This is a genomic window from Pseudomonas sp. HS-18, from assembly GCF_020401845.1.
GTDB lineage: Bacteria > Pseudomonadota > Gammaproteobacteria > Pseudomonadales > Pseudomonadaceae > Pseudomonas > Pseudomonas nitroreducens.
In genome coordinates this window covers 6,016,225-6,040,575 of sequence record NZ_CP084413.1, presented here as the reverse complement: position 1 = coordinate 6,040,575, position 24,351 = coordinate 6,016,225, and the positions used below count along the sequence as shown (strand labels likewise).

General features: G+C 58.1%; 18 protein-coding genes and 1 tRNA gene. All 19 read right to left on the bottom strand.

The features are described from left to right. Positions 1–43: 43 nt before the first annotated feature. The gene (locus LDJ84_RS28060; protein ID WP_065086518.1) at positions 44–1,054 is read right to left on the bottom strand and encodes an ornithine carbamoyltransferase; all 1,011 of its coding nucleotides are present in this window, start codon (positions 1,052–1,054) and stop codon (positions 44–46) included. A gap of 140 nt (positions 1,055–1,194) precedes the next feature. Beyond that, positions 1,195–2,451 (bottom strand): arginine deiminase, encoded by a 1,257-nt coding sequence (gene arcA, locus LDJ84_RS28055; RefSeq protein ID WP_169887094.1) that lies wholly within the window; start codon positions 2,449–2,451, stop codon positions 1,195–1,197. Between the two features lie 16 nt (positions 2,452–2,467). Then, positions 2,468–3,919, bottom strand: coding sequence for an arginine-ornithine antiporter (gene arcD / locus LDJ84_RS28050; protein WP_169887095.1), 1,452 nt, complete (start codon positions 3,917–3,919; stop codon positions 2,468–2,470). A 586-nt stretch (positions 3,920–4,505) separates the two neighbouring features. After that, the gene (gene dctD / locus LDJ84_RS28045; RefSeq protein ID WP_065086515.1) at positions 4,506–5,900 is read right to left on the bottom strand and encodes a two-component system response regulator DctD; all 1,395 of its coding nucleotides are present in this window, start codon (positions 5,898–5,900) and stop codon (positions 4,506–4,508) included. Then, positions 5,897–7,693 (bottom strand): sensor histidine kinase, encoded by a 1,797-nt coding sequence (locus tag LDJ84_RS28040; RefSeq protein ID WP_065086514.1) that lies wholly within the window; start codon positions 7,691–7,693, stop codon positions 5,897–5,899. The genes dctD and LDJ84_RS28040 overlap by 4 nt, the downstream gene beginning before the upstream one ends. A gap of 120 nt (positions 7,694–7,813) precedes the next feature. Further along, on the bottom strand, positions 7,814–8,824 hold the full coding sequence (galE, locus tag LDJ84_RS28035; RefSeq protein WP_065327971.1) for a UDP-glucose 4-epimerase GalE: 1,011 nt from the start codon (positions 8,822–8,824) through the stop codon (positions 7,814–7,816). 13 nt (positions 8,825–8,837) lie between these two features. Beyond that, positions 8,838–10,199, bottom strand: a complete 1,362-nt coding sequence (locus LDJ84_RS28030) for a glycosyltransferase (RefSeq protein ID WP_065086512.1) — start codon at positions 10,197–10,199, stop codon at positions 8,838–8,840. 54 nt (positions 10,200–10,253) lie between these two features. Further along, positions 10,254–11,315, bottom strand: coding sequence for a glycosyltransferase family 2 protein (locus LDJ84_RS28025; RefSeq protein WP_065086511.1), 1,062 nt, complete (start codon positions 11,313–11,315; stop codon positions 10,254–10,256). Between the two features lie 9 nt (positions 11,316–11,324). Next, a complete protein-coding gene (locus tag LDJ84_RS28020; protein ID WP_065086510.1) occupies positions 11,325–14,333 on the bottom strand; it encodes a polysaccharide pyruvyl transferase family protein in 3,009 nt (1,002 codons plus the stop codon). Between the two features lie 91 nt (positions 14,334–14,424). Further along, the gene (locus tag LDJ84_RS28015) at positions 14,425–15,738 is read right to left on the bottom strand and encodes an ABC transporter ATP-binding protein (protein WP_065086509.1); all 1,314 of its coding nucleotides are present in this window, start codon (positions 15,736–15,738) and stop codon (positions 14,425–14,427) included. Beyond that, positions 15,728–16,546 carry an ABC transporter permease gene (locus LDJ84_RS28010; RefSeq protein ID WP_065086508.1) on the bottom strand — a complete coding sequence of 273 codons (819 nt, stop codon included), beginning with the start codon at positions 16,544–16,546 and terminating at the stop codon, positions 15,728–15,730. The genes LDJ84_RS28015 and LDJ84_RS28010 overlap by 11 nt, the downstream gene beginning before the upstream one ends. Next, on the bottom strand, positions 16,546–17,091 hold the full coding sequence (gene rfbC / locus LDJ84_RS28005) for a dTDP-4-dehydrorhamnose 3,5-epimerase (RefSeq protein ID WP_065086507.1): 546 nt from the start codon (positions 17,089–17,091) through the stop codon (positions 16,546–16,548). The genes LDJ84_RS28010 and rfbC overlap by 1 nt, the downstream gene beginning before the upstream one ends. Beyond that, positions 17,091–17,972, bottom strand: coding sequence for a glucose-1-phosphate thymidylyltransferase RfbA (rfbA, locus tag LDJ84_RS28000; RefSeq protein WP_065086506.1), 882 nt, complete (start codon positions 17,970–17,972; stop codon positions 17,091–17,093). Before rfbA ends, rfbC begins: the two co-directional genes overlap by 1 nt. Next, positions 17,969–18,877: a dTDP-4-dehydrorhamnose reductase gene (gene rfbD, locus LDJ84_RS27995; RefSeq protein ID WP_065086505.1), complete on the bottom strand. Its 909-nt coding sequence runs from the start codon at positions 18,875–18,877 to the stop codon at positions 17,969–17,971. Before rfbD ends, rfbA begins: the two co-directional genes overlap by 4 nt. Further along, entirely contained in the window at positions 18,874–19,932 is a 1,059-nt protein-coding gene (rfbB, locus tag LDJ84_RS27990) for a dTDP-glucose 4,6-dehydratase (protein WP_065086561.1), read from the bottom strand. The genes rfbD and rfbB overlap by 4 nt, the downstream gene beginning before the upstream one ends. Before the next feature lie 5 nt (positions 19,933–19,937). After that, positions 19,938–20,909, bottom strand: coding sequence for a glycosyltransferase family 2 protein (locus LDJ84_RS27985; protein ID WP_065086504.1), 972 nt, complete (start codon positions 20,907–20,909; stop codon positions 19,938–19,940). Between the two features lie 551 nt (positions 20,910–21,460). Next, a tRNA-Thr gene (locus tag LDJ84_RS27980) sits at positions 21,461–21,536 on the bottom strand. A 73-nt stretch (positions 21,537–21,609) separates the two neighbouring features. Beyond that, entirely contained in the window at positions 21,610–23,148 is a 1,539-nt protein-coding gene (locus tag LDJ84_RS27975) for a DHA2 family efflux MFS transporter permease subunit (RefSeq protein ID WP_065086503.1), read from the bottom strand. A 13-nt stretch (positions 23,149–23,161) separates the two neighbouring features. After that, positions 23,162–24,346, bottom strand: a complete 1,185-nt coding sequence (locus tag LDJ84_RS27970) for an efflux RND transporter periplasmic adaptor subunit (protein WP_065086502.1) — start codon at positions 24,344–24,346, stop codon at positions 23,162–23,164. Positions 24,347–24,351 lie beyond the last annotated feature (5 nt).

The following is a 24,351-nucleotide window of genomic DNA, read 5'->3' as shown; positions in this document are numbered from 1 at the left end:
CGCCCGGACCGGCGACCTTGTCGCGGTCCGGGGCTGTCCGGCATTACATGTCGGCGAGGGTCGAAACGAGGATTGCCTTGATGGTGTGCATGCGGTTTTCCGCCTGCTCGAAGGCAATGTTGTACGGGGATTCGAAGACGTCTTCGGTCACTTCGATGCCGTTCTTCAGGTTCGGGTACTTGGCGGCGATTTCCTTGCCGACCTTGGTCTCGCTGTTGTGGAAGGCGGGCAGGCAGTGCATGAACTTCACGCGCGGGTTGCCGGCGGCCTTCATCATGTCCATGTTGACCTGGTAGGGCAGCAGCTCGTTGATGCGTTCGCCCCAGGCTTCGACCGGCTCACCCATGGATACCCAGACGTCGGTGTGGATGAAGTCCACGCCCTTGACGGCTTCTTTCGGGTCTTCGGTGATGGTGATGCGGGCACCGCTTTCTTCAGCGAACTTCTTGCAGGCGGCGACGTGTTCGTCGGTCGGCCAGAGCTCCTTGGGAGCTGCGATCCGTACGTCCATGCCGAGCTTGGCGCCGATCAGCAGCAGGGAGTTACCCATGTTGTTGCGGGCGTCGCCCAGGTAGGCGTAGCTGATGTCGTGCAGCGGCTTGTCGCTGTGCTCGCGCATGGTCAGCACGTCGGCCAGCATCTGGGTCGGGTGGTACTCGTCGGTCAGGCCGTTGAACACCGGTACGCCAGCGAACTTGGCCAGTTCTTCGACGATTTCCTGCTTGAAGCCACGGTATTCGATGGCGTCGTACATGCGGCCCAGTACGCGGGCGGTGTCCTTCATCGATTCCTTGTGGCCGATCTGCGAGGAGTTCGGGTCGATGTAGGTGACGTTGGCGCCCTGGTCATAGGCGGCGACTTCGAAGGCGCAGCGGGTGCGGGTCGAGGTCTTTTCGAAGATCAGCGCAATGTTGTTGCCTTTCAGGTGTTGCTGCTCGGTACCGGTGTACTTGGCGCGCTTCAGGTCGCGGGACAGGTCGAGCAGATAGCGCAACTCGCGGGTGCTGTGGTGCATCAGGCTGAGCAGGTTGCGGTTGTGCATGTTGAAAGCCATGGTGTTTCTCCTTGTGGGATCCAATCTCGGCCCTCGTCAGTACAGCTCGTGGCTGGCGGGGCGGGCGGCCCTGGCAAGGGCCGCCTCGTGAGGTCAATGCGCTCTGGTTGAGGTAGTCGCGTTTATCGGGTGCCGATCGATCAATAGTCGATCGGGTCGCGGATGATCGGGCAGGTCATGCAGTGACCGCCGCCACGGCCCCGGCCCAGTTCGCCGGCGCTGATGGTGATGACTTCCACGCCAGCCTTGCGCAGCAGGGTGTTGGTGTAGGTGTTGCGGTCATAACCCACCACCACGCCCGGTTCCAGGCAGACCACGTTGTTGCCGTCGTCCCACTGCTCGCGTTCGGCGGCGAAGCTGTTGCCGCCGGTTTCGACGACGCGCAGTTTCTTCAGGCCCAGGGACTCGGCGACGACGGTCATGAAGTCCTTGTCTTCGCATTGGACGTTGATGCCGTAGGGGCTCATCTCGTCCGGGCGCAGGGTGAAGGCGACGATCTCTTTCACCACTTCCGGGAAGACAGTCACCAGGTCGCGGTCGCAGAAGCTGAACACAGTGTCCAGGTGCATTGCGGCGCGGGACTTCGGCAGGCCGGCGACGATGACTTTTTCGCAGGCGCCCTTGGCGAACAGATTCTGAGCGACTTGGCCGATGGCCTGGCGGGAAGTGCGCTCACCCATGCCGATCAGTACGACACCGTTGCCTATGGGCATTACGTCGCCACCTTCGAGGGTGGAGGAACCATGGTCCTTGTCCGGATCGCCGTACCAGATTTCGAATTCGGCGTTGGTGAATTCCGGGTGGAACTTGTAGATGGCGGTGGTCAGCAGGGTTTCCTGACGTCGCGCCGGCCAGTACATCGGGTTCAGGGTCACGCCACCGTAGATCCAGCAGGTGGTGTCACGGGTGAACTGGGTATTGGGTAGCGGCGGCAGCAGGAAGCTGGAGTGGCCCAGGTAGTCGCGATACATCTTCAGCGCCTTGGCGCCTTCGCTTTCCGGGATGTCGTCAGCGGTCACGCCACCGATCAGGAACTCGGCCAGCTTGCGCGGTTCCAGGCTTTCCAGCCAGCCACGCAGTTCTTCGGTCAGGCCCACACCCACGCTGTCGGCGGTGAGCTTGCGGTCGAGGATCCACTTGAGGGCTTCGGGGTTCGCCACGATGTCGGTCAGCAGGTTGTGCATTTCCAGAACATCGATGCCGCGTTCGCGCATCTTGGTGACGAAGTCGAAGTGGTCGCGCTTCGCCTGGTTCACCCAGATAACGTCGTCGAACAGCAACTCGTCGCAGTTGCTCGGGGTCAGGCGTTGATGGGCGAGTCCGGGCGAGCAGACCATCACTTTGCGTAGTTTGCCAGCTTCAGAATGGACGCCTAGTTTGGTTTTTTCCGTGCTCATGAGATGTCTCCAAGAGTTACAGAGTGAGGAAGCCGTCATAGAGGCCATACGCCGCGACCAGTGCACCGATCACGACAGCCGCGAAAATGAGCTTCTCGACATTGGTGAAGATGGGTTGGCCCACTTCATGTTTCGCTTTGGCGAAGAGGATGACGCCGGGCGCGTACAGCAGCGCCGACAGCAGCAGGTACTTCAGGCCACCTGCGTAGATCAGCCACACCGCGTAGAGAACCGAGATACCGGCGATGATCAGGTCTTTGGTGCGGTCGGCCGAGTCGGTCTCGTAGGTCTCGCCCTTGACTGCCAGCAGCAGGCCGTAGGCCGCGGACCAGAAGTACGGGATCAGGATCATCGAGGTGGCCAGCAGCAGCATCTTGGTGTACGGGTCCATGCCACCGTCGGCGCTGCCGGAGGTGAAGAACACGATGACCAGGAAGACCTGCACGCAGATGTTGGTCAGCCAGAGGGCGTTGGCCGGCACCTGGTTGGCGTTCTCCTTGCGGAGGAACTCCGGCATGGTGTGGTCCTTGGCGGCAGCGAACATGATCTCGGCGCACAGCAGTACCCAGGAGAGCAGGGCACCCAGCAGGGAGATGAGCAGGCCGACGCTGATCAGGACCGCGCCCCAGTGGCCGACCACATGCTCCAGCACTAGTGCCATAGACGGGTTCTGCAGCTTGGCCAGTTCCGGCTGGGTCATCACGCCCATGGACAGCACGTTCACCAGTACCAGCAGCAGCAGGACGGTGATGAAGCCGATCACGGTGGCCTTGCCGACGTCCGAACGTTTTTCCGCACGGGAGGAGAAGATGCTCGCGCCCTCGATGCCGATGAACACCCACACGGTGACCAGCATCATGTTGCGCACCTGGTTCATCACGCTGCCCAGGTCAGGATTGCTCTTGCCCCAGATGTCCGCGGTGAAGATGTCCAGTTTGAAGGCGAACAGGCAGATCAGGATGAACAGGAACAGCGGGACGATCTTCGCCACCGTGGTGATGGTGTTGATGAACGCCGCTTCCTTGATCCCGCGCAGTACCAGGAAGTGCAGGGCCCACAAGAGGATCGACGCGCAGACGATCGCCGCGACGGTGTCGCCCTTGCCGAAGATCGGGAAGAAGTAGCCCAGGGTGCTGAACAGCAGGAGGAAGTAACCGACGTTGCCGAGCCAGGCGCTGATCCAGTAACCCCAGGCCGAGGAGAAGCCCATGTAGTCACCGAAACCGGCCTTCGCGTAGGCGTACACACCGCCGTCGAGTTGGGGTTTGCGGTTGGCCAGGGTCTGGAAGACGAATGCCAGGGTCAGCATGCCGACCGCGGTGATGGCCCAACCGATGAGGATCGCGCCGACGTCAGCGCTGGCGGCCATGTTTTGCGGGAGAGAGAAGATGCCCCCGCCAATCATCGAGCCGACAACAAGAGCCGTCAAAGCGCCTAGCTTTAGTTTTTGGCTGCTTTCTTGCGACATTTAAGAATCTCCCTATAGGAAGTTGGAGAGTGAGGCTATTTAGCGCCCGTCTTGGCGGGGCACTCCTGATTCAGGTCAATAGCTTGCTATCCAATGTATTGGGCAGTACTTCCTGCTCTGCCCACCCCGCATAAACCATAGGAGAGGTTTTGCATTAGCGCCCGATTTAGAGGGGATTTCGTGAAGATTTGAGCGCGGTTTCATGACCGCAGAATGGCAGTCGATTTCGCAGGCCCACGCAGGGCGCGCCGTTGCGCTTGATTCGCAGATGCAGAGAGGCGCAGGACCGCTGTGTAGGAAAGTCCTGAACGAAGATGCGAGAGGGGAAAATTGGCCGGGGCAGGATCACTGCACCCGGCGATGCGCCTGTCGAATCGAAGGCACGAGATGGCAAGAAGCCCGAAGGACACCGCCGGGTTCGTGGCCCGGCGGGCGCGACGTGGCAGGCACGTCGCGAGATGTGATGCACAAGGCAATCGCACCTGTGTCGCAGAGCAAGGTGTGTGCCAGGGCTGAAGACTACGTCAGAGCGCTCTGTGGCGCTGTTCGCCCTTGGTCGCAGTCCAGGCCATCGGCGGATTTCTGCTCAGAGGTCGTTGTCGTCGGCGGAATTTCCGCCACTGCCGGAGAACAGCAGGCCGTGCTTGCGCAGTTTGTCGTGCAGGGTCTTGCGCGGTACGCCTAGCGCTTCGGCAAGGCTGCGCAGGGAGTTGTGCGAGCGGCCCATCTCGGCGGCGATCAGCGAGCGCTCGAAGGATTCCACCTGCTCGTTCAGCCCGGCGCCGGGAGTGGCGGCGGTGGCCTGCCCGTGGCTGTCGTCCAGCCCCAGGTCCAGGCCGAGGGCGTAGCGCTCCGCGGCGTTCTGTAGCTCGCGGACATTGCCCGGCCAGTCGTGTGCCAGCAGTTGCGCACGTTGCGCCGAGTCCAGCGGGCGGGCGTTCAGGCCATGGCGCTGCGCACCGCGCTCGGCAAAGTGCTGGAACAGCAGCAGGATGTCGTCGCCCCGTTCGCGCAATGGTGGAATGCGCAGACTGGCCACATTCAGGCGGTAGTAGAGGTCAGCGCGGAAGCGGCCTTCATCGGAGGCCAGGCGCAGGTCTTCCTTGGTGGCCGCGATGATGCGGATATCCAGCGGGATGAGCTGGTTGGAGCCCAGGCGCTCAACCGTGCGTTCCTGCAGCAGGCGCAGCAGCTTGACCTGCACGTCCAGGCTCATGCTCTCGATCTCGTCGAGGAACAGCGTGCCGCCATTGGCATATTCGAACTTGCCGATGCGTCGCTTCTGCGCGCCGGTGAACGCGCCTTGCTCATGGCCGAACAGCTCGCTCTCCACCACCGACTCGGCGAGCGCGCCGGCATTGATGGCGACAAAGGGACCGTTGCGGCGACTGGACAGGTCATGCAGGGCGCGGGCGACCACCTCCTTGCCCGAGCCGGTCTCGCCGAGGATCAGCACGTCCGCCTGGATCGCCGCCAACGAGGCGACCTGCTGCTGCAGGCGTTGCATGGGGGCGGATTGGCCAACCAGGCGGCCGCGCAGTTCCTTCTGCTCGGACAGCGCCAGGCGCAGGCTGCGGTTCTCCAGCACCAGGCGGCGTACATCGAGGGCGCGGCGTACGCTGTCGAGCAATGCATCGCTGGGGAAGGGTTTTTCCAGGAAGTCATAGGCGCCCGAGCGCATGGCCTTGACCGCCAGCGGGACGTCGCCGTGACCGGTGACCAGGATCACCGGAAGTTCGGCATCCTGCCCGTGCAACTGTTCCAGCAGCTGCAGACCGTCGATACCGGGCATGCGGATATCGCTGACGATCACGCCGGGCCAGTCCCGCGCCTGCTGCGTATCGAGCTGGCGCGCATCGGCCAGGGCGACGACCTTGAAGCCGGCCAGGTCGAGGGTCTGGCACAGTGCCTGGCGCAGGTGCGGGTCGTCATCGATCAGCAACACCTGGGTGGTGGAGTCGAACGGCTCGGCCAAACTCATGCGCGGGTTTCCTCCTGCGGCGTCGAAGTCACGCCGGGGATGCCCGGCAACAGATGCAATTGTACGAGAGCGCCGCCCTCGGGGTGATTCCCCAATTCCAGATGACCGCCGAGCGTTCGTAACAGGGTGTCGCAGATGGCGAGGCCCAGGCCAAGGCCCTTGGCGCTGGTCTTGGTGGTGAAGAAGGGTTCGCGGGCATGGGCCAGCGCCTGTTCGGAGAAGCCGGGGCCGTTGTCGCGCAGGGACAGGATGATGCGCTCGGGCGTCTGCTCGGCGGTCAGCCAGATGCGTCGCGGTGGCGCCTTCTCGGTAAGGGCGTCGAGGGCGTTGGACAGCAGGTTGGAGAGAATCTGCCGCAGCCGGGTTTCGCCGGCCTGCACCCAGATCGCTGCATCCGGCAGGTCGCGCAGCAGTTCCACGTTCATCGCCTGCCGGCGCGGCGCGACGAGCGCCAGGGCATCGTTGATCGCCGGCTGCAGGGCGACGTTTTCCGGCGCGCGCCGGGCGCCACGGGCGTAGGCCTTGAGGTGGCCGATGATCGAGGCCATGCGTCCGGTCAGCTCGCCGATCTGCTGCAGGTTGCCGCGGGCGTCATCGTAGCGCTCGTGGTCGAGCAGTACGCGGGCGTTGTCGGCGTAGCTGCGGATCGCCGCCAGCGGCTGGTTGAGTTCGTGGCTGATGCTGGCGGACATTGTGCCTAGGGCGGTGAGCTTGCCGGCTTGCACGACTTCGTCCTGGGCATGCATCAGCTCGCGTTGTGCCTGCTCGCGGTTGCTGACTTCCTCCTGCAAGCGGCTGTTGGTGTCTTCCAGTTCCTGGGTGCGTTCCTGCACGCGCAGTTCCAGTTCGTGCTTGGCCTGTGCTTCGAGCTCGATGCGTTCCAGGTAATGGCGGCGGCTGATGGTCAGCAGCGACAGCAGCAGGAGCAGCGCGACGAGGGTGGCCGCGCCGATCAGCACGACGCTGCGCACCGGACCGTCGACCTGGGTGCGCGGGGTATAGATGCTGACGGTCCAGCCGGTTTCCGGCAATTGGCGGCTCTGGCTGATCCAGCGGCGCTGGTCGATCTTCAGCGGTGCGGGATGCAGGACGGGGTAGGGGATGTTCTCGGCGATTTCGCGCTGCTTGGCCGGCGACAGTTCCCGGCTGGTATGGAAGCGCCAGGCCTTGTTGGACGACAGGATGACCACGCCGTCGCTGTCCATCACCAGTAACTGGTCGGGCGTATTGCCCCACAGCTGTTCCATGTGTTCCAGGTCGACCTTCACCACCAGCACACCCAGCAGCGTATCCCCGTCGCGCACCTCGCTGGCGAAGAAGTAGCCGCGACGCTTGGAGGTGGTGCCCAGGCCGAAGAAGCGCGCGGGGCGCCCCTGCATCGCTTCCTTATAGTAAGGACGGAACGAGAAGTTGCGGCCGACGAAGCTGTCGGGTTGGTCCCAGTTGGAGGCGGCGCGGGTGAGGCCGTCCGGCTGCATCAGGTAGATGACGTCGGCGCCGGTGCGCCCCCGGATGCGCGCCAGTTCGAGATTGGCGGCGTTCTGCAGGGGCAGGTTGCCGGGAGACTGGAGCGCGGCCCGTAGCGTCGGAAGTTCGCCGAGGATCGGCGGCAGGTCCTCATAGCGGCGCAACGTACCGAGCAGGTTGGCGACGTAGAGGTCGAGGGTCTGCTGGTTCTGCTGGGCGATCTGCTGGCTGTAGTAGCGCTCGGCGAAGTGGTGGAGGGGCCAGAGCAGTACTAACACCGCAGCGGTTGTGATCAGCAGTAGCCGCCAGTGCGTTGGTCTGTCCATGTTTTGGATGTGCTTGGGGGCTGCGGTCGGTAGGCCCAGTGTAGGCGGCCGGTGTCGCGAGGAGTATCCCGGGACACGCTTGATTTGCGATGTCCCGGAATCAGGGGCTGGCTCAATGAGTTAAGTTGCGTAACCCGTCGGATTGAGGCTCTGCCAGCGCCAGGTGTCGACACACATGTCGGAAAGGTTGCGGGTAGCTTTCCAACCCAGCAGCGCCTGGGCTAGCTCTGGGTTGGCATAGCACGCGGCAATATCCCCAGGGCGACGAGGGCAAATCGTGTAGGGAATTGTTTTGCCTGACGCCTTTTCAAAAGCACGAACAACTTCAAGGACGCTGTAGCCTCGGCCAGTTCCAAGGTTCACCGTGAAATAAGGAGAGGAGTCGAGTTGTTGCAAGGCGCACACATGGCCTTCAGCAAGATCCATGACATGAATGTAGTCACGCACGCCGGTTCCATCGTGAGTTGCGTAGTCCCCGCCCCAGACACTGAGCTGTGGTCGCCGATCAACTGCTACTTGCGCAACGAAGGGCATGAGGTTGTTCGGGGTTCCCAGTGGGTCCTCACCAATGAGTCCACTCTCGTGAGCTCCAACAGGGTTGAAATAGCGAAGAATGGAGACATTGAAGTCTGTATTGGCTGCATGGAAATCGCGCAGGATCTCTTCGACCATGAGCTTTGTGCGGCCATAGGGATTCGTCGCACCGAGCGGGTGGCTTTCTGGAATGGGGAGGGCCTGTGGATCGCCATATACCGTTGCAGAAGAACTGAATACCAGCTTCTTGACATTGGCTGAGCGCATGGCAGCGAGCAGCCTTAAGGTACCGACGACATTGTTTTCGTAGTACGCAAGCGGCTCTTTCACAGAGTCGCCAACGGCTTTCAGACCGGCAAAGTGGATGGCCGCTGTGCACTTATGAAGCTTCAGCGTCTCTTCCAGTAGGTCCTGATCAAGAACGTCACCTTCTACCAGGGTTACGTCCTTGTTAGTAATTTTCCTGATCCGATCGACAGCATTCGGGTGGCTATTGCAGAAGTTGTCGTAGATGACCAGTTCATACCCCTTGTTCAGGAGTTCGATGCAGGTGTGGGAGCCAATGTATCCAGCGCCCCCGGTTACCAATACTTTCATGATACTCCAGGCGTTATGGACGAGAGTTGATAGTCGCCGAAGAGATCGCCTTCAGCACTCGATAAATTTCGGTCTGCAACCACTTTGGTAGTCTGCGCTTGATAGCGCGTAGTAGTTGCATGGTGAGGTTGGGTCGATTGAAGTTCCTGAGCACAGCTCTGGAGTATGCCCGGTCAGGTGATGGAGTAATGGTATGACAAACGTCAATTAGCGATTGTGTCACTTTACTCCAGCGGAAATCATCGGCGCACTTGGCCGAGGCCTGTGCACACTCCTCCCGGAACGCCTTGTCGGATATCAATCTCTTCAGCGCTGTGCTCCAGTCGTCTGTAGAGCCAAAGTCCACCACCAACCCCAGACCGTTTGCGGAGACGACTTCAGCGAAGTGATCGCCCTTGCTGCATACGATCGGAAGTCCGCACCAAAGGTAATCGAGCATGCGAGTTCTGAAGGAAAATCGGGTTTCCGGATTATCGAAATGAGCCGAAACACCTATGTCAGCATCAAGCAGGTAGTTATGCCGATCAGCATAATCAATCCAGTTGAAGTTGAAGTGGACAAATTCGCCCAGTAGACCGGATTCCTTCGCCAGAGTTATAGCTTCTGCGCAAACGTTATGCTGCTCAATGCCGGAGTTGGGGTGCTTTACACCGATAAAAACAAGGTGTGCCCGGTACCCTTCGGATACAATTTTCTGAATCGCCCGAATGATTGTTATGGGGTCGAACCACTGGTAGATGCCTCCCCCCCAAACCAGCACGAAGTCGTCCTCAGGGATATTGAAGAGCTCACGGATTCCCTTTCGGGATTGTACGGGCTTGGCTTCAGGCAGGCCGAAAGGAAGCATGGAGAGCAGGTCAGGGATCTTTGCGTCCTTTGCGTTTGGCCAGCGCAAGGCATTAATCCTGCTGCTAAGCATCAGCGCGCCGGTCCAGAAGTCGCGTTGCCGTTCGTTGGCACACAGGAAATAGTCCGAATACGCCAGTTGTTCCGCCTGCATCCCTGCCAGATAGGCGATGGTCGTATTTCTCTCGTCTACGTCTTTGTCTACCGATGCCTGGTGATACTCCAACGGTATTGGGCAATACAAATCCGCAATCAGGGCGGCACTGGAGTCCTTAAGGAATGGATATTCCTTCAGCGCGCTGCCCTGGAGAAGAATTACATCACTGGACGAGATCGAATCTCTGAACTCGCTGGAGCCGGTCGATATGCAGGGGAACGGAAAGTCGAGACTTTCCCCAATGTCAGGTGCAGCGACGGTAACGTCGAAATGCTCTGACAGACATCTTGCAATCTCAACCGAGCGAATGGCCGTCCCGGCCATTCGCTGGCCGATGAAGTCGTTACAGAGAATTGTAATCTTTCTGGCCATTCGCTTCTTCAATATGTCCTGAGTGTTGAGTTACGGGCAGTCAGCGACGCAGGTTTAGATTCTTTGGCGCAGGCGGGCAACCTGGACTCGCAGAGGCAGCAGCTTTCGCCAGCCCCAGCGAAGTGGCCGAAGCATCTTGTTGATCGTATTGACTAGCGGGATCAGTTGGTCGCGGAGGTCGTCCTGGCCAAGCCCATCCTGGTGATTGATATCCCAGTGCATTGCATTGAGTTTGTTGTTGAGCATGTTCTCCAGCGATTCGATTCTGACCAGCAAAAGGTGAATCAGACCCGCGTAGCCGGGCTCCTTGGCCAGGAGAGTCCGCAGCATGCCGTTGCGATAGAGAACCTGGTAGTCAAGATGCTTGTTGTGCCCTGCAATTACCGAATTCCCATAGCCGCTGGTGTTGCTCGTAGGGCGGCGGTGATGGTAGTAGGCAAGCGGCTTATTGATGGTTCCAATGTCACCGGCCAGGAGGATTCGCAGGTTGTAATCCCAGTCGCCTAGTACAGGCAGGAATTCGTTGTAGCCGCCAATGCTCTTGACGACACTCATGCGAATCAGCAGGCAGATTGGAGGGAAGTTATTGCCTCGAAGCTGATCCAGGAGGTCGACGCGCTCCTTCCAGTAGCTCCAAGTCATGCGCTCGTGCTCTATGACTTTGTTGTCGGCGATTTCTTCCATCACAACTGTGCAGTTTGTTGCAACCGCAGCAAACTTCTTATTCTCTTCCTTTTTGAGGTATTCAACTGTTTCGGACAGGAAATCAGGCTGCCAGGCATCATCGTCATCATGGATGACAACGAATTCACCCTCCATCCCCTCAAGTGCAGAGTTGGACGCTGCCTCCATACCCATGCTGGCAGGGTGATGCTTCACCGAAATACGCCCCTTGAACGAGGTCATATATTGGTTCAGAAGTTTATCGACGGGCTCGGGGTCGCCGCCATCGTTTACTACGGAAATGTGCCAGTTCTGGTAAGTCTGCGAGAGTACGCTGGCGAAGGCGCGGGCAAGCAATATCGGCCGGTCCTTTGTGCGCGTGACAATAATGACTTTGCCATCGGATGGTTCGTGTTGAACCTTGCTCATGCTGTTAGGGAAGAAAGTATTCATGGTTTAAACTCAGTAAAATTGGCGCTTGATACGGTCGTTCAAATGCGACATGTGATCTCTCATGATATCGCGTAGCACGTTTTTTTGGTGATCGTTGGCCGCCAGCCACCAGTGCCTGAGTTGACCTACACGCCAGTCCGAATGAATGAACTTCTGGTAAGCGAGGTGATGGGATTCAGGAACGGCCGAATCGAGTATAGGTTCATGAAGGCTATGGTCGAACGTGGCGCAGTGGCCAAATCCGGAGAACAGTTCGAGTTCATTCTTCGAGGGGGAAAGCATTACAGCGCCAAGTGCAGACACTGCGCTCTCACGGGACAGGTCTGCCTCAGTGATGGGGTAGTTGTTGGCGCCGGCGAAGATCTTCTGTATGGACTCCAGAGTCCCGAGTTGGAAATACTTGGTTTTCTCTTCGTACTGACGAAGTTCCGACTGATTTTCCTGGGTGACGGGCTGGGCAATTCCAGCTGCATCGATCTGGAAGTCTTTTACGCTGCCGTGCGGTGCACTGTGGAACTGCTCCAGCAGTGCGACACCTTGCTCCACTTCCAACTGTTGATGGTTGGGAAGGAACTCTGTCGTGAGGCAGGACTCCATCAAACCCGCAGAGAAACGATTGCCGAGCGCCGCCGGCCATAGGCCGTAGTAGAAACCGAAGAATTCATCAGGGCCGCCCGCTGTGCCAATCAGGCCGCGGAGACTCCGCTGCATTGTGCCGTGCCAGCCAATGTCGACCATTGCCTGCCGCCCTGGCTCAAACATTCCCTGCTGACGGAGATACTCTATGCAGCTGGCGTTCCGCTGCTTCAAGCATTCATAGACAATAGCCGAGTGTTGCTGCAGCAGCTGCTCGAAACGCAATGTCAGTTCGGGGAAGAGCAGCAGTTGATTCAGGGAGCCAAAGGCTTGTTTGGCATTTGCAACCAGCTCTTTCTGTTCAGCGAGCCCTGCTCGCTCAAGTGCGGTAAGCACGGTTGTCTTTCCTGCAGAGCTACTCAGGAAGTTGAGCAGTTCCTGGCTGAGCTTCTGGGGAGTGCTATTGTGCACGCCAGCAGCAAGATTGAGTACGGCACGGGAGATATAGAGATAGCTGAATTTGACATCCAGCTTTTCGGCCAGGCCGGCAATCTCCCAAGCATTCTTGATCAGGAAGCCATCGCGGGCACAGAAATATAGTCGGTCGATTTTGTGCTGAGTAACTTTGTCGGCTAGCCATTTTATGAAGTTCCCGACAACGATACCGCCCAAGGACCGCCCAAGATTTATCAGCGCGTCTTCGGTTGAAATCGGATTCAGTGTGTTTCGGGACTGGAGTTCGAAGTAGCGTTTAGCAGCCGAAAATGGCAGCAGGTTCGGGTCAAGTTTTGCACCGACTCTACGTTCGGAGCGCGCACGAACATAAGCCAGTGTTTCGACCCCGTGCTTGCGCGGACCCAGTTCATCGGACCATTCGTCATCGCCAATGTGCAGGACCTTCTGACCATAAGCCGGAAGCAGCTCCGGCCAGATCTTGCCCGTGGCTTTTGTATGGCCAACTTCGGCAGAGACATGAACGGCGGACCAGCCAGTGTACCCAGCTTTCGTCAACGCCTCGGCGAGGAAGCTGCTCGGCAGGTACATGTCCGAAATAAAGATATAGGGCTTGCCTTGCTGCGTTAGCCTTCGAGTGACTTCCAGAATATCGGGTACAGCGTGAAGCAGGCCCTTCTCGACGAACAGTTCGAGCTCTGCTGCGAGTTGCCATTCCTTGAACTCCGGAAGGAAAGCCGGGAGTTCTTCATAGATATCTGAAAAACCGATTTCTTCGGCGCCATTCAGGTCGAAGAGACGCTTCCTGGCGCTTCGCTCGGCGTCCTCTCGTGCCAGGGCAAATCCACGAGCGGCGGTGCCGAAGCAGTCGACCAAACGACGCTCTACCTCTGCGAAGACATCGACCGGGCTATCAAGAAGCCGGGTCAATGCGGTATCGAAGATGTCAAACGACACGACATTGGCATTTGCGGAGCGCGCAAGCGTTTCCTGGATGAATTCTTCATCCAGGACCCAGCTGTCGAGTGGAGACAACACCATTACTTCTTCAAACAGCTTGTCAGTGTTCGGCGGTAACTCGGTGAGTACTGGTTCGGTCACGTCGGCGCTTACGGCCAACTCGCAGGCAGTGGAGGCGACTTCAGACTCAGTCACGGGGTCGGGTTCCGGCGCTGCCTGAGTGGCAGGCTCAAGAAGTTTAAATTCCATTTTGGGGAAGTTCTCCTTTAGCGAGTGTTCGTAAATAGCCTGGTTTTTGAAGTACTGATTGGACAAGAGGGTGACTTTCTTGCCGAGGAAAGCAGAAAGAATAGAAACGTGCAGACGATCAGTGACGACGCTCTCGTAGGGGGCTATGAAAGCGGCAAGGCTGTGGGTCACATGTCTGCAGAAGTCTGGAGATGTCCAGATGTCACCGTTCCAGCTAAGCGATATATCGATATTCTGCGGGGGGACTTCGACAGCATGTGTCGACTCACCGTCAGTGCGCAGTACGTGCAGCTCGCCAGCGCTATCCTGGAAGTACTTCTTGAAGTACTCTTTATTAAGGAATAATGTTAGATCGTGGGAGAGGTGTGTTCTTTCGGGGTTGGCGCCATTCTCTAAAGCATTTTTATAGCTGGTGCGCTCCCGACAGAATATCGTTAGATTTCTGTGGGTTTCAGAAAGGATGTCCTTGTATCCCACGATGGTGTGGGGCAAGAGAATTACATTGTTTTTATCAGCATACCGCGAAATGAGGTCAGCTACCTCATGGTAGCGGCCTTCTACAAGATTTCCTCCGCCACCAATGAAGATTGTCTCACCACTAATTTCCTCTCCCGCTTTGATATGTGCTGTCTTGATTTTGTATTGGTCAAACAGCAAGTATGTTGCGTAGGCAATGAATCCGTCTCCAGCATTCCCTGGATTCGGGAGGTAGTAGATAGTTTTGCCCCCGTGATCCATGAGGAAATTGATGAGAGGGTCATCTTTGATGATCGGATTCATTGTCAGGTTCCGTTATTTCTGGGGCAGGTGTTTAGCATGGGCATCTGTATTGGGGCGAGGGTTTCCAGTAGTCGTTGACGGCTGCCTGCCTTTACTGTTTGACTATGCTTAGTGAAAAGTCCTGCCGGAATTTGAACCACATTGGATTGTCGGTGTCGTGAATTACTGAGAATACAAAAGCAAGTTCGTTGGCGTAGATGGTGATGTTGTCGCTACGGTCCCACTTTGTTACTTGATTAAGTCTCACTGCGACGGAGTAGGTTTGGCCGCCGCGGAGGATCATTTCCGAGGAGAAGGAGAAAGCAGCAACTTCGCCCTTCTCGAAGTCTAGGCTGCGGCGGTAGGTATTGAATACACTTTGTCCAGTAAGATCCTGGCCGAATTGGTCTTTTATTAGGAATCCGAGACTGACGTTTTTTACGGATTCTATGAATTTAACTTTGAATTCCAAGGTGAATTTTTCACCTTGTTCCAAGTGGTCCGTGAGTTCGCCTTTGCTGTTTCTGAGGTTGCTAGATATAACCTCTAGAATGCTGGATTCGCTGACGGAGGTCTGTGTATTGACGATGTTGGAGGTCTCGAGATCTGGGGGGAGTTCTGCCCCGTCACTTTTGTTATCTTCGATTGCCTTTGCGTGTGACTCAAGCGCTATGCGGTTGTGCTCAATGAATACATCGTTCATGTATTCATTTGTTACCTCGGTAACGTCACCTTGCATTCGCACGCGCCCGGCGTCGATCCAGATTGCAGTGTCGCAGAGCGCCCGGATGGACTCGATGGAGTGACTGACGAAGAGAACGGTGCAGCCGTTCGACATCAGCTTCCGCATGCGTGCAATCGACTTGTGCTGGAACCAGGAATCGCCGACGCTGAGTGCTTCATCGACAATTAAAATGTCCGGGTCAACATGTACCGCCACGGAAAATGCCAGTCTGGCGTACATGCCGCTAGAGTAGGTTTTAACCGGTTGGTATACGAAATCGCCAATATCGGCGAACTTTAAAATGGCATCGAGTTTCTCATCGATTTCACTTCTGGATAGGCCCAGGAGCTGACCATTCATGTAAACGTTTTCAACCCCGGTGAATTCGGGGTTGAATCCAGCGCCTAGTTCGAGTAGGGCGGCAATTCGTCCATTGATCTGAATGGAGCCCAGGCTGGGCGCCAGAGTACCGCAGAGGATCTGCAGTAAGGTGGATTTGCCCGCGCCATTTTTGCCCATGACTCCCACGACGCTGCCGCGAGGTACTTCGAAGTCGATCTCCTTCAGGGCCCAGTGCTCCTTGAAGTAGCGACGTCGGCCCCCACCCCCGAGGATCATCTGCATCAGGCGATGATGAGGCTTTTCATAGATCTGATATGACTTCCCGAGTCCTTTTACGCAGATAGCAGCTTCAGATGACATCGGAGAAACCCCTACGTGTTTTCTGGAACCATGCAAACCCGAGCCACGCGATGACGGACGTGGCAGCGGTGTAGATGGCCCATTCATTCCAGTTGATGCCGTGGCCCCAGATCATCGTGTCCCTGGCCTGCTCGATGGCAAAGGCCAATGGATTCAGGCCAAGCAGGGAGCGGAACTCCTTTGGAAGAACATCAATGGGGTAGAAAATAGGGGAGAGAAACATCAACACCGTAGTGATGACACCCACAATCTGACTGACGTCCCTGAGGTAAACGCCCAAAGATGCAAGAAGCCAGGAAAGTCCTAGCGTCAGCATGATGGTGGGAATCAGCGATAGTGGGAGCAGCAGAATCGTGAGGTGTGGAACTCCAAAGAAGAATAGGTAGAAGATCAGCCAGACCAGGAGGCTGATCAACAAGTGGAATGCTGCAGAGCAGAACGCTATCAACGGAAGGATTTCAAGTGGAAAGATTACTTTCTTTACGTAATTCGCGTTGCTCAGGATCAGGCTCGGGGCTCTATTTATGCATTCGGAAAAAAGATTGAATATAAGTAGGCCGGTAAACAGGACAAGCGCGAACTCGGTTTTCGAATCGCTTCCGCCGGCCCAGCGTGCCTTGAATACTGTGCTGAAGATGAATGTGTAGACTGACAGCATCAGAATGGGGTTGAAGAATGACCAGAGCAGCCCCAGGGTTGATCCTTTGTATCGGCCAATTACTTCTCGGCGAGTCATGGAGAAGATAAGATTGCGGTTCCTCCAGCAGCTGGCAAATGCCTCTAGTGGAGTCATGCTGAAGCTTTTCATCAGGAAAAATGATCCGAATCATAGAGTGGAGTGCCCGCCAAGTCTTTTGGGGACAGAATTGGAGTAATTTCTAGCGGCCAGTCTATATTTAGATCTGCATCATTCCAGCGAATGCACCGCTCATATTCGGGGGCGTAATAGTCAGTTGTCTTGTACAGGAACTCGGCATGCTCACTCAGTACAAGAAAGCCGTGGGCAAATCCTTCGGGAACCCAGAGTTGCCTCTTGTTCTCTGCGCTCAGGTAGGCGCCGACCCATTTTCCAAAGTTCGGTGATGACTTCCGGATATCCACGGCAACGTCAAAAACTTCACCGGCAGTGACACGGACGAGCTTTCCCTGTGTCTGCTTGATTTGATAGTGCAGGCCGCGCAGTACGCCCTTGGCCGAGCGTGAGTGATTGTCCTGAACAAACTCGACCGGCCTGCCTATGGCTTCTTCGAATTGCTGAAGATTGAAACTCTCGAAGAAAAAGCCACGCTCGTCGCCAAATACCTTGGGTTCGAACAGGATGACCTCAGGAATGCATAGGGGAGTGGCTTTCATCAGTAAATTTTCTCGACGAGCAGACGCTTGAGGTATTGCCCGTAACCACTCTTGAGCAATGGGTCGGCAAGTTCTTCCAGTTGCTCGGGGCTTATCCACTTCTGGCGGAAGGCGATTTCTTCGGGGCACGCCACCTTGAGGTCCTGGCGGTTTTCCAGGGTGGCGATAAAATGGCTCGCCTCCAGTAATGAGTCGTGCGTGCCGGTGTCCAGCCAGGCATAGCCGCGCCCCATTATCTCAACGGAAAGCATGTTGCGCTGGAGATAAACGGAGTTGACGTCGGTAATCTCCAATTCACCCCTGGCGGATGGGGAGATACTCTTGGCAATATCAATGACGGAGTTGTCGTAAAAATAAAGTCCAGTTACTGCATAGCTGGATTTTGGTTTGGTTGGCTTTTCTTCCAGGCTGATTGCTTTGCCATTTTCATCGAACTCGACGACGCCATAGCGCTCAGGGTCTTGTACGTGATAGGCAAAGACGCTTGCTCCTTCCTTGCGCTGTGTGGCGTTGAGGAGCAGATCCTGGAAGTCATGGCCATGATAGATGTTGTCGCCCAGGACAAGAGCACAGCCGTCCTGGCCAATAAAATCCTCACCAATTAGAAAGGCTTGAGCCAGGCCGTCCGGTGAGGGTTGTACGGCGTACTGCAGGTTCAGACCCCATTGGCTGCCATCAGCGAGCAGTTGCTGAAAGCGCGGTGTGTCCTGGGGGGTGGAAATAATAAGGATGTCGCGAATCCCGGCGAGCATCAGTGTGCTCAGCGGGTAGTAGATCATTGGCTTATCGTAAACTGGCAGTAGTTGCTTTGAGATTGCCAGCGTTGCAGGGTGCAGCCGCGTGCCGGAACCACCTGCGAGAATTATTCCTTTGCGTTTCATTTCTTCTCCTGCTCTACCAATTCCTGGACCATGCGCCGAAGGTGTATGGTCCAATCGGGGAGCACCAGGCCAAACGTGCGCTGCAACTTGGCATTGGCCAGGCGGGAGTTCTGTGGTCGCTTCGCGGGCAATGGATAGTCAGCGGTAGTGATTGGAACGACGCGCTCCGAAGAGGCCTGCAGCGAACAGCCAAGGTTGAGCGCTTCTGCGACTACCAGTTGTGCATACTGATGCCAGCTAGTTTCTCCGCTGGCAACCAAATGGTAAGTGCCGCTAGCGGTTTGTTGCAGGTCGACGTCGCTGGAAAGTCGCTGCAGTATCTGTGCTGTGACGTCAGCAATTAGTTCTGCACTGGTTGGTGCACCAAACTGATCGGCGATCACGCGCAATTCATTTCGCTCTTTTGCAAGACGCAGGATCGTCTTGGCAAAGTTGTTTCCGCGTAATGCAAATACCCAACTGGTTCTGAAAATAAGATGGCGACAGCCACTCTCGCGAATCGCTATTTCGCCTTCGAGTTTTGAGCGGCCATAGGCATTCACTGGCGCCGGCTCGGTTTCCTCGTCGAATGGCTTGTCGCTGCCGCCATCGAATACATAGTCAGTGGAATAATGAACTAGCCAGGAGTTCGATTTTCTTGCGTAGCGAGCAAGGATGTCGACCGCTTCTGCGTTGATCTTGTGTGCAGTCACGTAATCGCTTTCGGCCTTGTCGACCGCGGTATATGCACCGGCATTGACGATGACATCCGGCTTTTCCTCGGTGAGGAGCCTGGACAGGCTGTCCACATCGGCCAGATCAGCGCGTTGACGATCGCAAACGACGAGCTGCGCAATGGGGGCCAGGGAGCGCTGGAGCTCCCAGCCGACCTGCCCATTGGCCCCGAGCAAGAGAATTTTTTTCATTCGTACTGCTTGCCTACCCAGTCGCGATAGGAGCCATTGGTGACGTTATTCACCCACTCCTGATTATCCAGGTACCAGCGCACAGTTTTGCGGATCCCGGTTTCGAAGGTTTCTGCAGGTTTCCAGCCCAGCTCCTGCTCGAGCCGAGTTGCATCGATAGCGTAGCGGCGATCGTGGCCAGGCCGATCCTTCACGAAAGTTATGAGATCGCGGTAGCTACGGCCAGCCGAGAGAGGTCTTTCCTCATCCAGGATGTCGCACAGGGTATGTACTACCTCGAGGTTGGCTTTTTCGTTCCACCCGCCGACGTTGTAAGTCTCGCCAGTCCGGCCTGCTTCCAATACCCGCCGGATCGCTGCGCAATGATCCTTGACGTAGAGCCAGTCACGGATTTGCTGGCCGTCGCCGTATATCGGCAAAGCCTTCCCTGAGAGGGCGTTGTGGATGATCAGCGGTATCAGCTTCTCGGGGAAGTGATAAGGACCATAGTTGTTGGAGCAGTTTGTCGTAAGTACTGGAAGTCCGTAAGTATGGTGATAGGCGCGCACCAGATGATCGGATGCAGCCTTGGACGCCGAGTACGGGCTATTGGGTTCGTACCTGTTGTCTTCACGGAATGCCGGGGCATCATCGCTAAGCGAGCCATAGACCTCGTCCGTGGAAACGTGGAGGAAGCGGAAATCGGCCTGCAGCGGCTCTGCGAGGTCGCGCCAGTAAGCCCTTGCGGCTTCAAGCAGGCGGAAAGTGCCAACGACGTTTGTCTGTACGAAGTCTTCCGGTCCATGGATAGAGCGGTCCACGTGGGACTCAGCGGCAAAGTTGATTATTGCGCGCGGCTTATGCTCGGCCAGCAGCTGCGACACCAGCGAGCTGTCGCCAATGTCGCCCTGGACGAAGACGTGTCGATCGTCGCCCTCCAGGCTCACCAGGTTCTGGCGATTGCCTGCATAGGTCAGCTTGTCGAGACTGATGACTTTCTCATTGCTTTCAGCCAGCCAGTCGAGAACAAAATTCGAGCCAATGAATCCGGCACTGCCGGTCACGAGGATAGTCATGTCGGTCATATCCTTTGAAAAACGGCAGCCGCTGCCAGTCCCAGCGTTCCGGTTGAAGATTGGCGATGGACACCAGATTGCCTGATCAGTCGGAGACGTTCGGGCAGGCGTGACTCGCGAGCTAGCTCGAACAGACGGAGGGTCTCCCTGTTCTCCGGAGTGAGGCGTTCGCGGAAGCACGATAGCGCGTGGAGATTCGCATCCATCCAGCCGCGGAAAGTGCCTTTGAACATTTTCCCTACGCGAATTGCGCGCTCGCGCAGACTGGAATTGGCGCCAACCAGGTTCTGTTCGTGCTGTCGGTAAGCAACAGTTGGCCGCTGCTCATAGATGACGTTACCGCCACAGCCGGTAACCAGCAGATAGGCCCACCAGTCATGGGAGATGATGCGTGCCGTGGTCGGGGTCTGCTTCAGCAGGTCGCGGGCCACTGCGTTGAATAACATGGTGTTGCCGCCAGCAATGCTCTGAACCAGCGCGTTCTCGAAGGACGGCGGTCGTGCGAACAGGGGAGACATGCCGAAGGGCTTTCCACTGGCGTCGATCAATTGGGTCCGGGAGCAGAACAGGGCTGGCCGCTCCAGCGGGCATGCGATCAGTTGCGACAAGCCAGTTGTCAGGCGATCTGGCAGCCAGCGGTCATCTTGGTCGCAGAAGGCGAAGTAGGGGGCCTGAATATCCGGGTGGCGGAGAAGGCTGAGGAAATTTGCCGCAAAGCCCTGGCAGGGGCCCTGCACTATGACGAGTCGATCGGTTCCCAGCTTTGCCTGATACTGCTCCAGAATGCTGCGCGTGCTATCGCTGGAGCCGTCGTCCGAGGCATAGACCACCCAATGCGGGTGCGTCTGGGCGATCAGCGAGTCCAGTTGTTCGGCCAGGAACTCTTCTCCGTTATAGGTTGACAGTAAAATGGCAACCAGATCGGAGGGTTGTTGGGAAACAAGCCCTCTTGGGGCCGATGTCGAGGGGGAGAACATCAACGCAACGCCTCACGCGGATCCATCCAGTTGGTACCCTTACACCATCCATGGTCAATGGGATAGATGAGCGTGACGCACGCACGAGCCGGACCAGGTGGAAAAACTAGGGCGGCCATTATATGCATCACGTCGATTGAGTAAATCTATGTCCGCACAGATGTGTGGCTCTTTGGTATCACTCTGGTGTCCTAGCAATCCCATGGCTCGCATCTATAAGATGAAATTGGACACAGCTCAAGGCGAAAAGTTTCAGGGCCGTCGAACGGTCTGTCCATGGGCTCAGTCAAGGAAATGCTTACGTGACGTGATAGCCGTCTGCTCATGGAAAGCACTGTCTCGGGGGGAAGAGACCTGACGCTGAGAGCCGACGACCGGCCATTCTTGTAACCAATGCGAACTTGTCTGGTTTGCGTCGGCTCTATGACAATCCATTTCCACAGCAACAGACGGAAGCCTCGGGTTGCTAGCCCGGGAGAAAAGTTACGGATGAACGGTAACAAGAAGTGCAAAAAGGCCCATGCGGGGTGGGCCTTTGTGTTTGGTAGTCATGGTGCCGGCACCAGGAATCGAACCCGGGACCTACTGATTACAAGTCAGTTGCTCTACCAGCTGAGCTATACCGGCAAGGAGGGCCGCCATTATAGCGGCGCCGGCTGGGGTGTAAACCACTGATTTTGCAGTGTGATGCAGTACCTGTTCAGTGTCCGCCAGCCGTAGCCGCACCGGGTTTGGCGCCGAAGGGCGGCTTGGCCAGGCAGATGACCACCAGCATGGCGAGAAACAGCCAACCCAACAGGGTGAAGTAGTCGATGGTCGACATCATGTAGGCCTGGCTTTCCACCATGCGCTCCAGCAGCGAAGCGCTGTGTTGGCCGGGGCCGCCGAGCTGATCGACGGTCGCCCGGGTGGCTGGGTCGTAGGCGCTGAGGTTCTCGGTCAGGTAGGCATGGTGCATGGTCGCCCGGCGGTTCCACAGCCAGGTGGTCAGGGACGCGGCGAAGCTGCCGGCCAGGGTGCGCAGGAAGGTGGCCAGGCCCGAGCCGTCGGCGATCTGGTCGGGCGGCAGGTCCGAGAGCAGGATGCTGAGGATCGGCATGAAGAAGAACGCCACGCCGAAGCCCATGAACATCTGCACCAGGGCGACGCGGGCGTAATCGACCTCGGTGGTGAAGCCTGCCCGCATGAAGCAGGTTGCGGCCATCGTCAGGAACGCAAGGCTGGCGACCACGCGCAGGTCGAAGCTTTGCGCGTAGCGTCCGACGATCGGCGAGAGGAAGATCGGCAGGATGCCGATGGGTGCGGCTGCCAGGCCCGCCCAGGTGGCGGTGTAGCCCATCTGCGTCTGCAACCACAGCGGCAGCAGCAGGCCCATGCCGAAGAATCCGGCGTAGCCGCCGACCAGGGCCAGGGTTCCGACGGTGAAGTTGCGGTGCACGAACAGTCGCAGATTGACGATCGGGTGGCGGTCGGTCAGTTCCCAGATCACGAACACGGCCAGGGCGATCACCGCGACCACCGTGCCGCCGATGATGAAGCCGGATTCGAACCAGTCCAGGTCGTTGCCCTTGTCGAGGACGATCTGCAGGGCGCCGACGCCGATCACCAGCATCGCCAGGCCCATGTAGTCCATGGGCGCGTGCTTGATCACAACTGGACGAGCGCGCAGTTGCTGGTAGACGACCATGGCGGCGAACAGGCCGATGGGCACGTTGATGAAGAAAATCCACGGCCAGCTGTAGCTGTCGGTGATCCAGCCGCCGAGGATGGGCCCGGCGATGGGCGCGACCACCGTCACCATCGCCAGCAGTGCCAGTGCCATCCCCCTTTTCGCCGGCGGATAGATGGAGATCAGCAGGGTCTGGGTGATCGGGTAGAGCGGCCCGGCGACGAAGCCCTGGATGGCCCGAAAGCCCACCAGCATGCCCATCTGCTGGGCGACGCCACAGAGAAACGAGGCGACCACGAAGAGCAGGGTGGCGGCAATGAACAGCCGCACCTCTCCGACCTTGCGGCTCAGCCAGCCGGTGAGCGGCAGGGCAATGGCGTTGCTCACCGCGAAGGAGGTGATGACCCAGGTGCCCTGCTCGGAGCTCACCCCGAGGTTGCCGGAGATGGTCGGCAGGGCGACGTTGGCGATGGTGGTATCGAGCACCTGCATGAAGGTCGCCAGCGACAGGCCGATGGTGGCCATAACCAGGCTGGGGGGGCTGAAACTGCTGCTGTTGGGCTGGCTCATGACGGTAGTAGGATCAGCGCTGCGCGGTGCTGTGGTTGGCGTCGGCCAGGTTGGCCTGGATCAGCTTCTCGATCAGTTGGTCGGCCGAGGCCAGCTGCTCCTGGTAGACGTCGGTGGAGAACACCGCCTCGTGCGGCGATTGCTGGGCGAGGGCGGGTCCGCTCTGGTCGTGCAGGCTGACGTTGACGTCCATGGACAGGCCGATGCGCAGCGGATTCTTCGCCAGTTCCTCGGGGTTGATGCGGATGCGCACTGGTACGCGCTGGACGATCTTGATCCAGTTGCCGGTCGCGTTCTGTGCCGGCAGCAGGGAGAAGGCGCTGCCGGTGCCGACGCCGAGGCTGTCGACGGTGCCGGAGTACTTCACTTCGCTGCCATAGAGGTCGGAGCGGATTTCCACCGGCTGGCCGATGCGCATGTGCTTGAGCTGGGTTTCCTTGAAGTTGGCGTCGATCCACACCTGGTCAAGCGGGATCACTGCCATCAGTGCGGCACCCGGCTGCACGCGCTGGCCGACTTGCACGGTGCGCTTGGCGACGTAGCCGGTGACCGGCGCGATGATCACCGCGCGGGCGTCGTCCAGGTAGGCCTGGCGCAGCTTGGCGGCGGCGGCTTTGACGTCCGGGTGCGAGGCGATCACGGTGTCGTCCACCAGCGCGCGGTTGGTGTCCAGTTGCTGCTCGGAGTTGGTCAGCGAGCTGCGCGCGGTGTCCAGGGCGTCGCGAGCGTGAGCCAGTTCTTCCTGGGAGATGGCGCCGTCGTTGGCGAGGTTCTGCCGGCGCTTGAAATCGGCCTCGGCCTTGGACAGGGCGACCTTCTTCGTGGCGACGTCGGCCTTGTAGCCGTCGACGTTGCTGAACAGCCCGCGCACCTGGCGCACGGTGCGCGCGAGGTTGGCTTCGGCCTGCTGCAGGGCGATGTCGGCATCACTGGGGTCGAACTTCACCAGCACCTGGCCCTTGCGCACCAGATCGCCGTCATCGGCGCCGATGCTGACCACGGTGCCGGTGATCTGCGGGGTGATCTGCACGACGTTGCCGTTCACGTAGGCATCGTCGGTGTCCTCGTGCCAGCGGCCGTAGAGGATTTCCCAGGCGACGCTGGCGAGGCCGGCGATGATGACGACGGCGAGCAGGATCAGCAGCCAGCGCTTGCGCTTGGGGTTGCCGTTCTGGGTTTCTTGGGTGGCGGTGCTCATGTCGG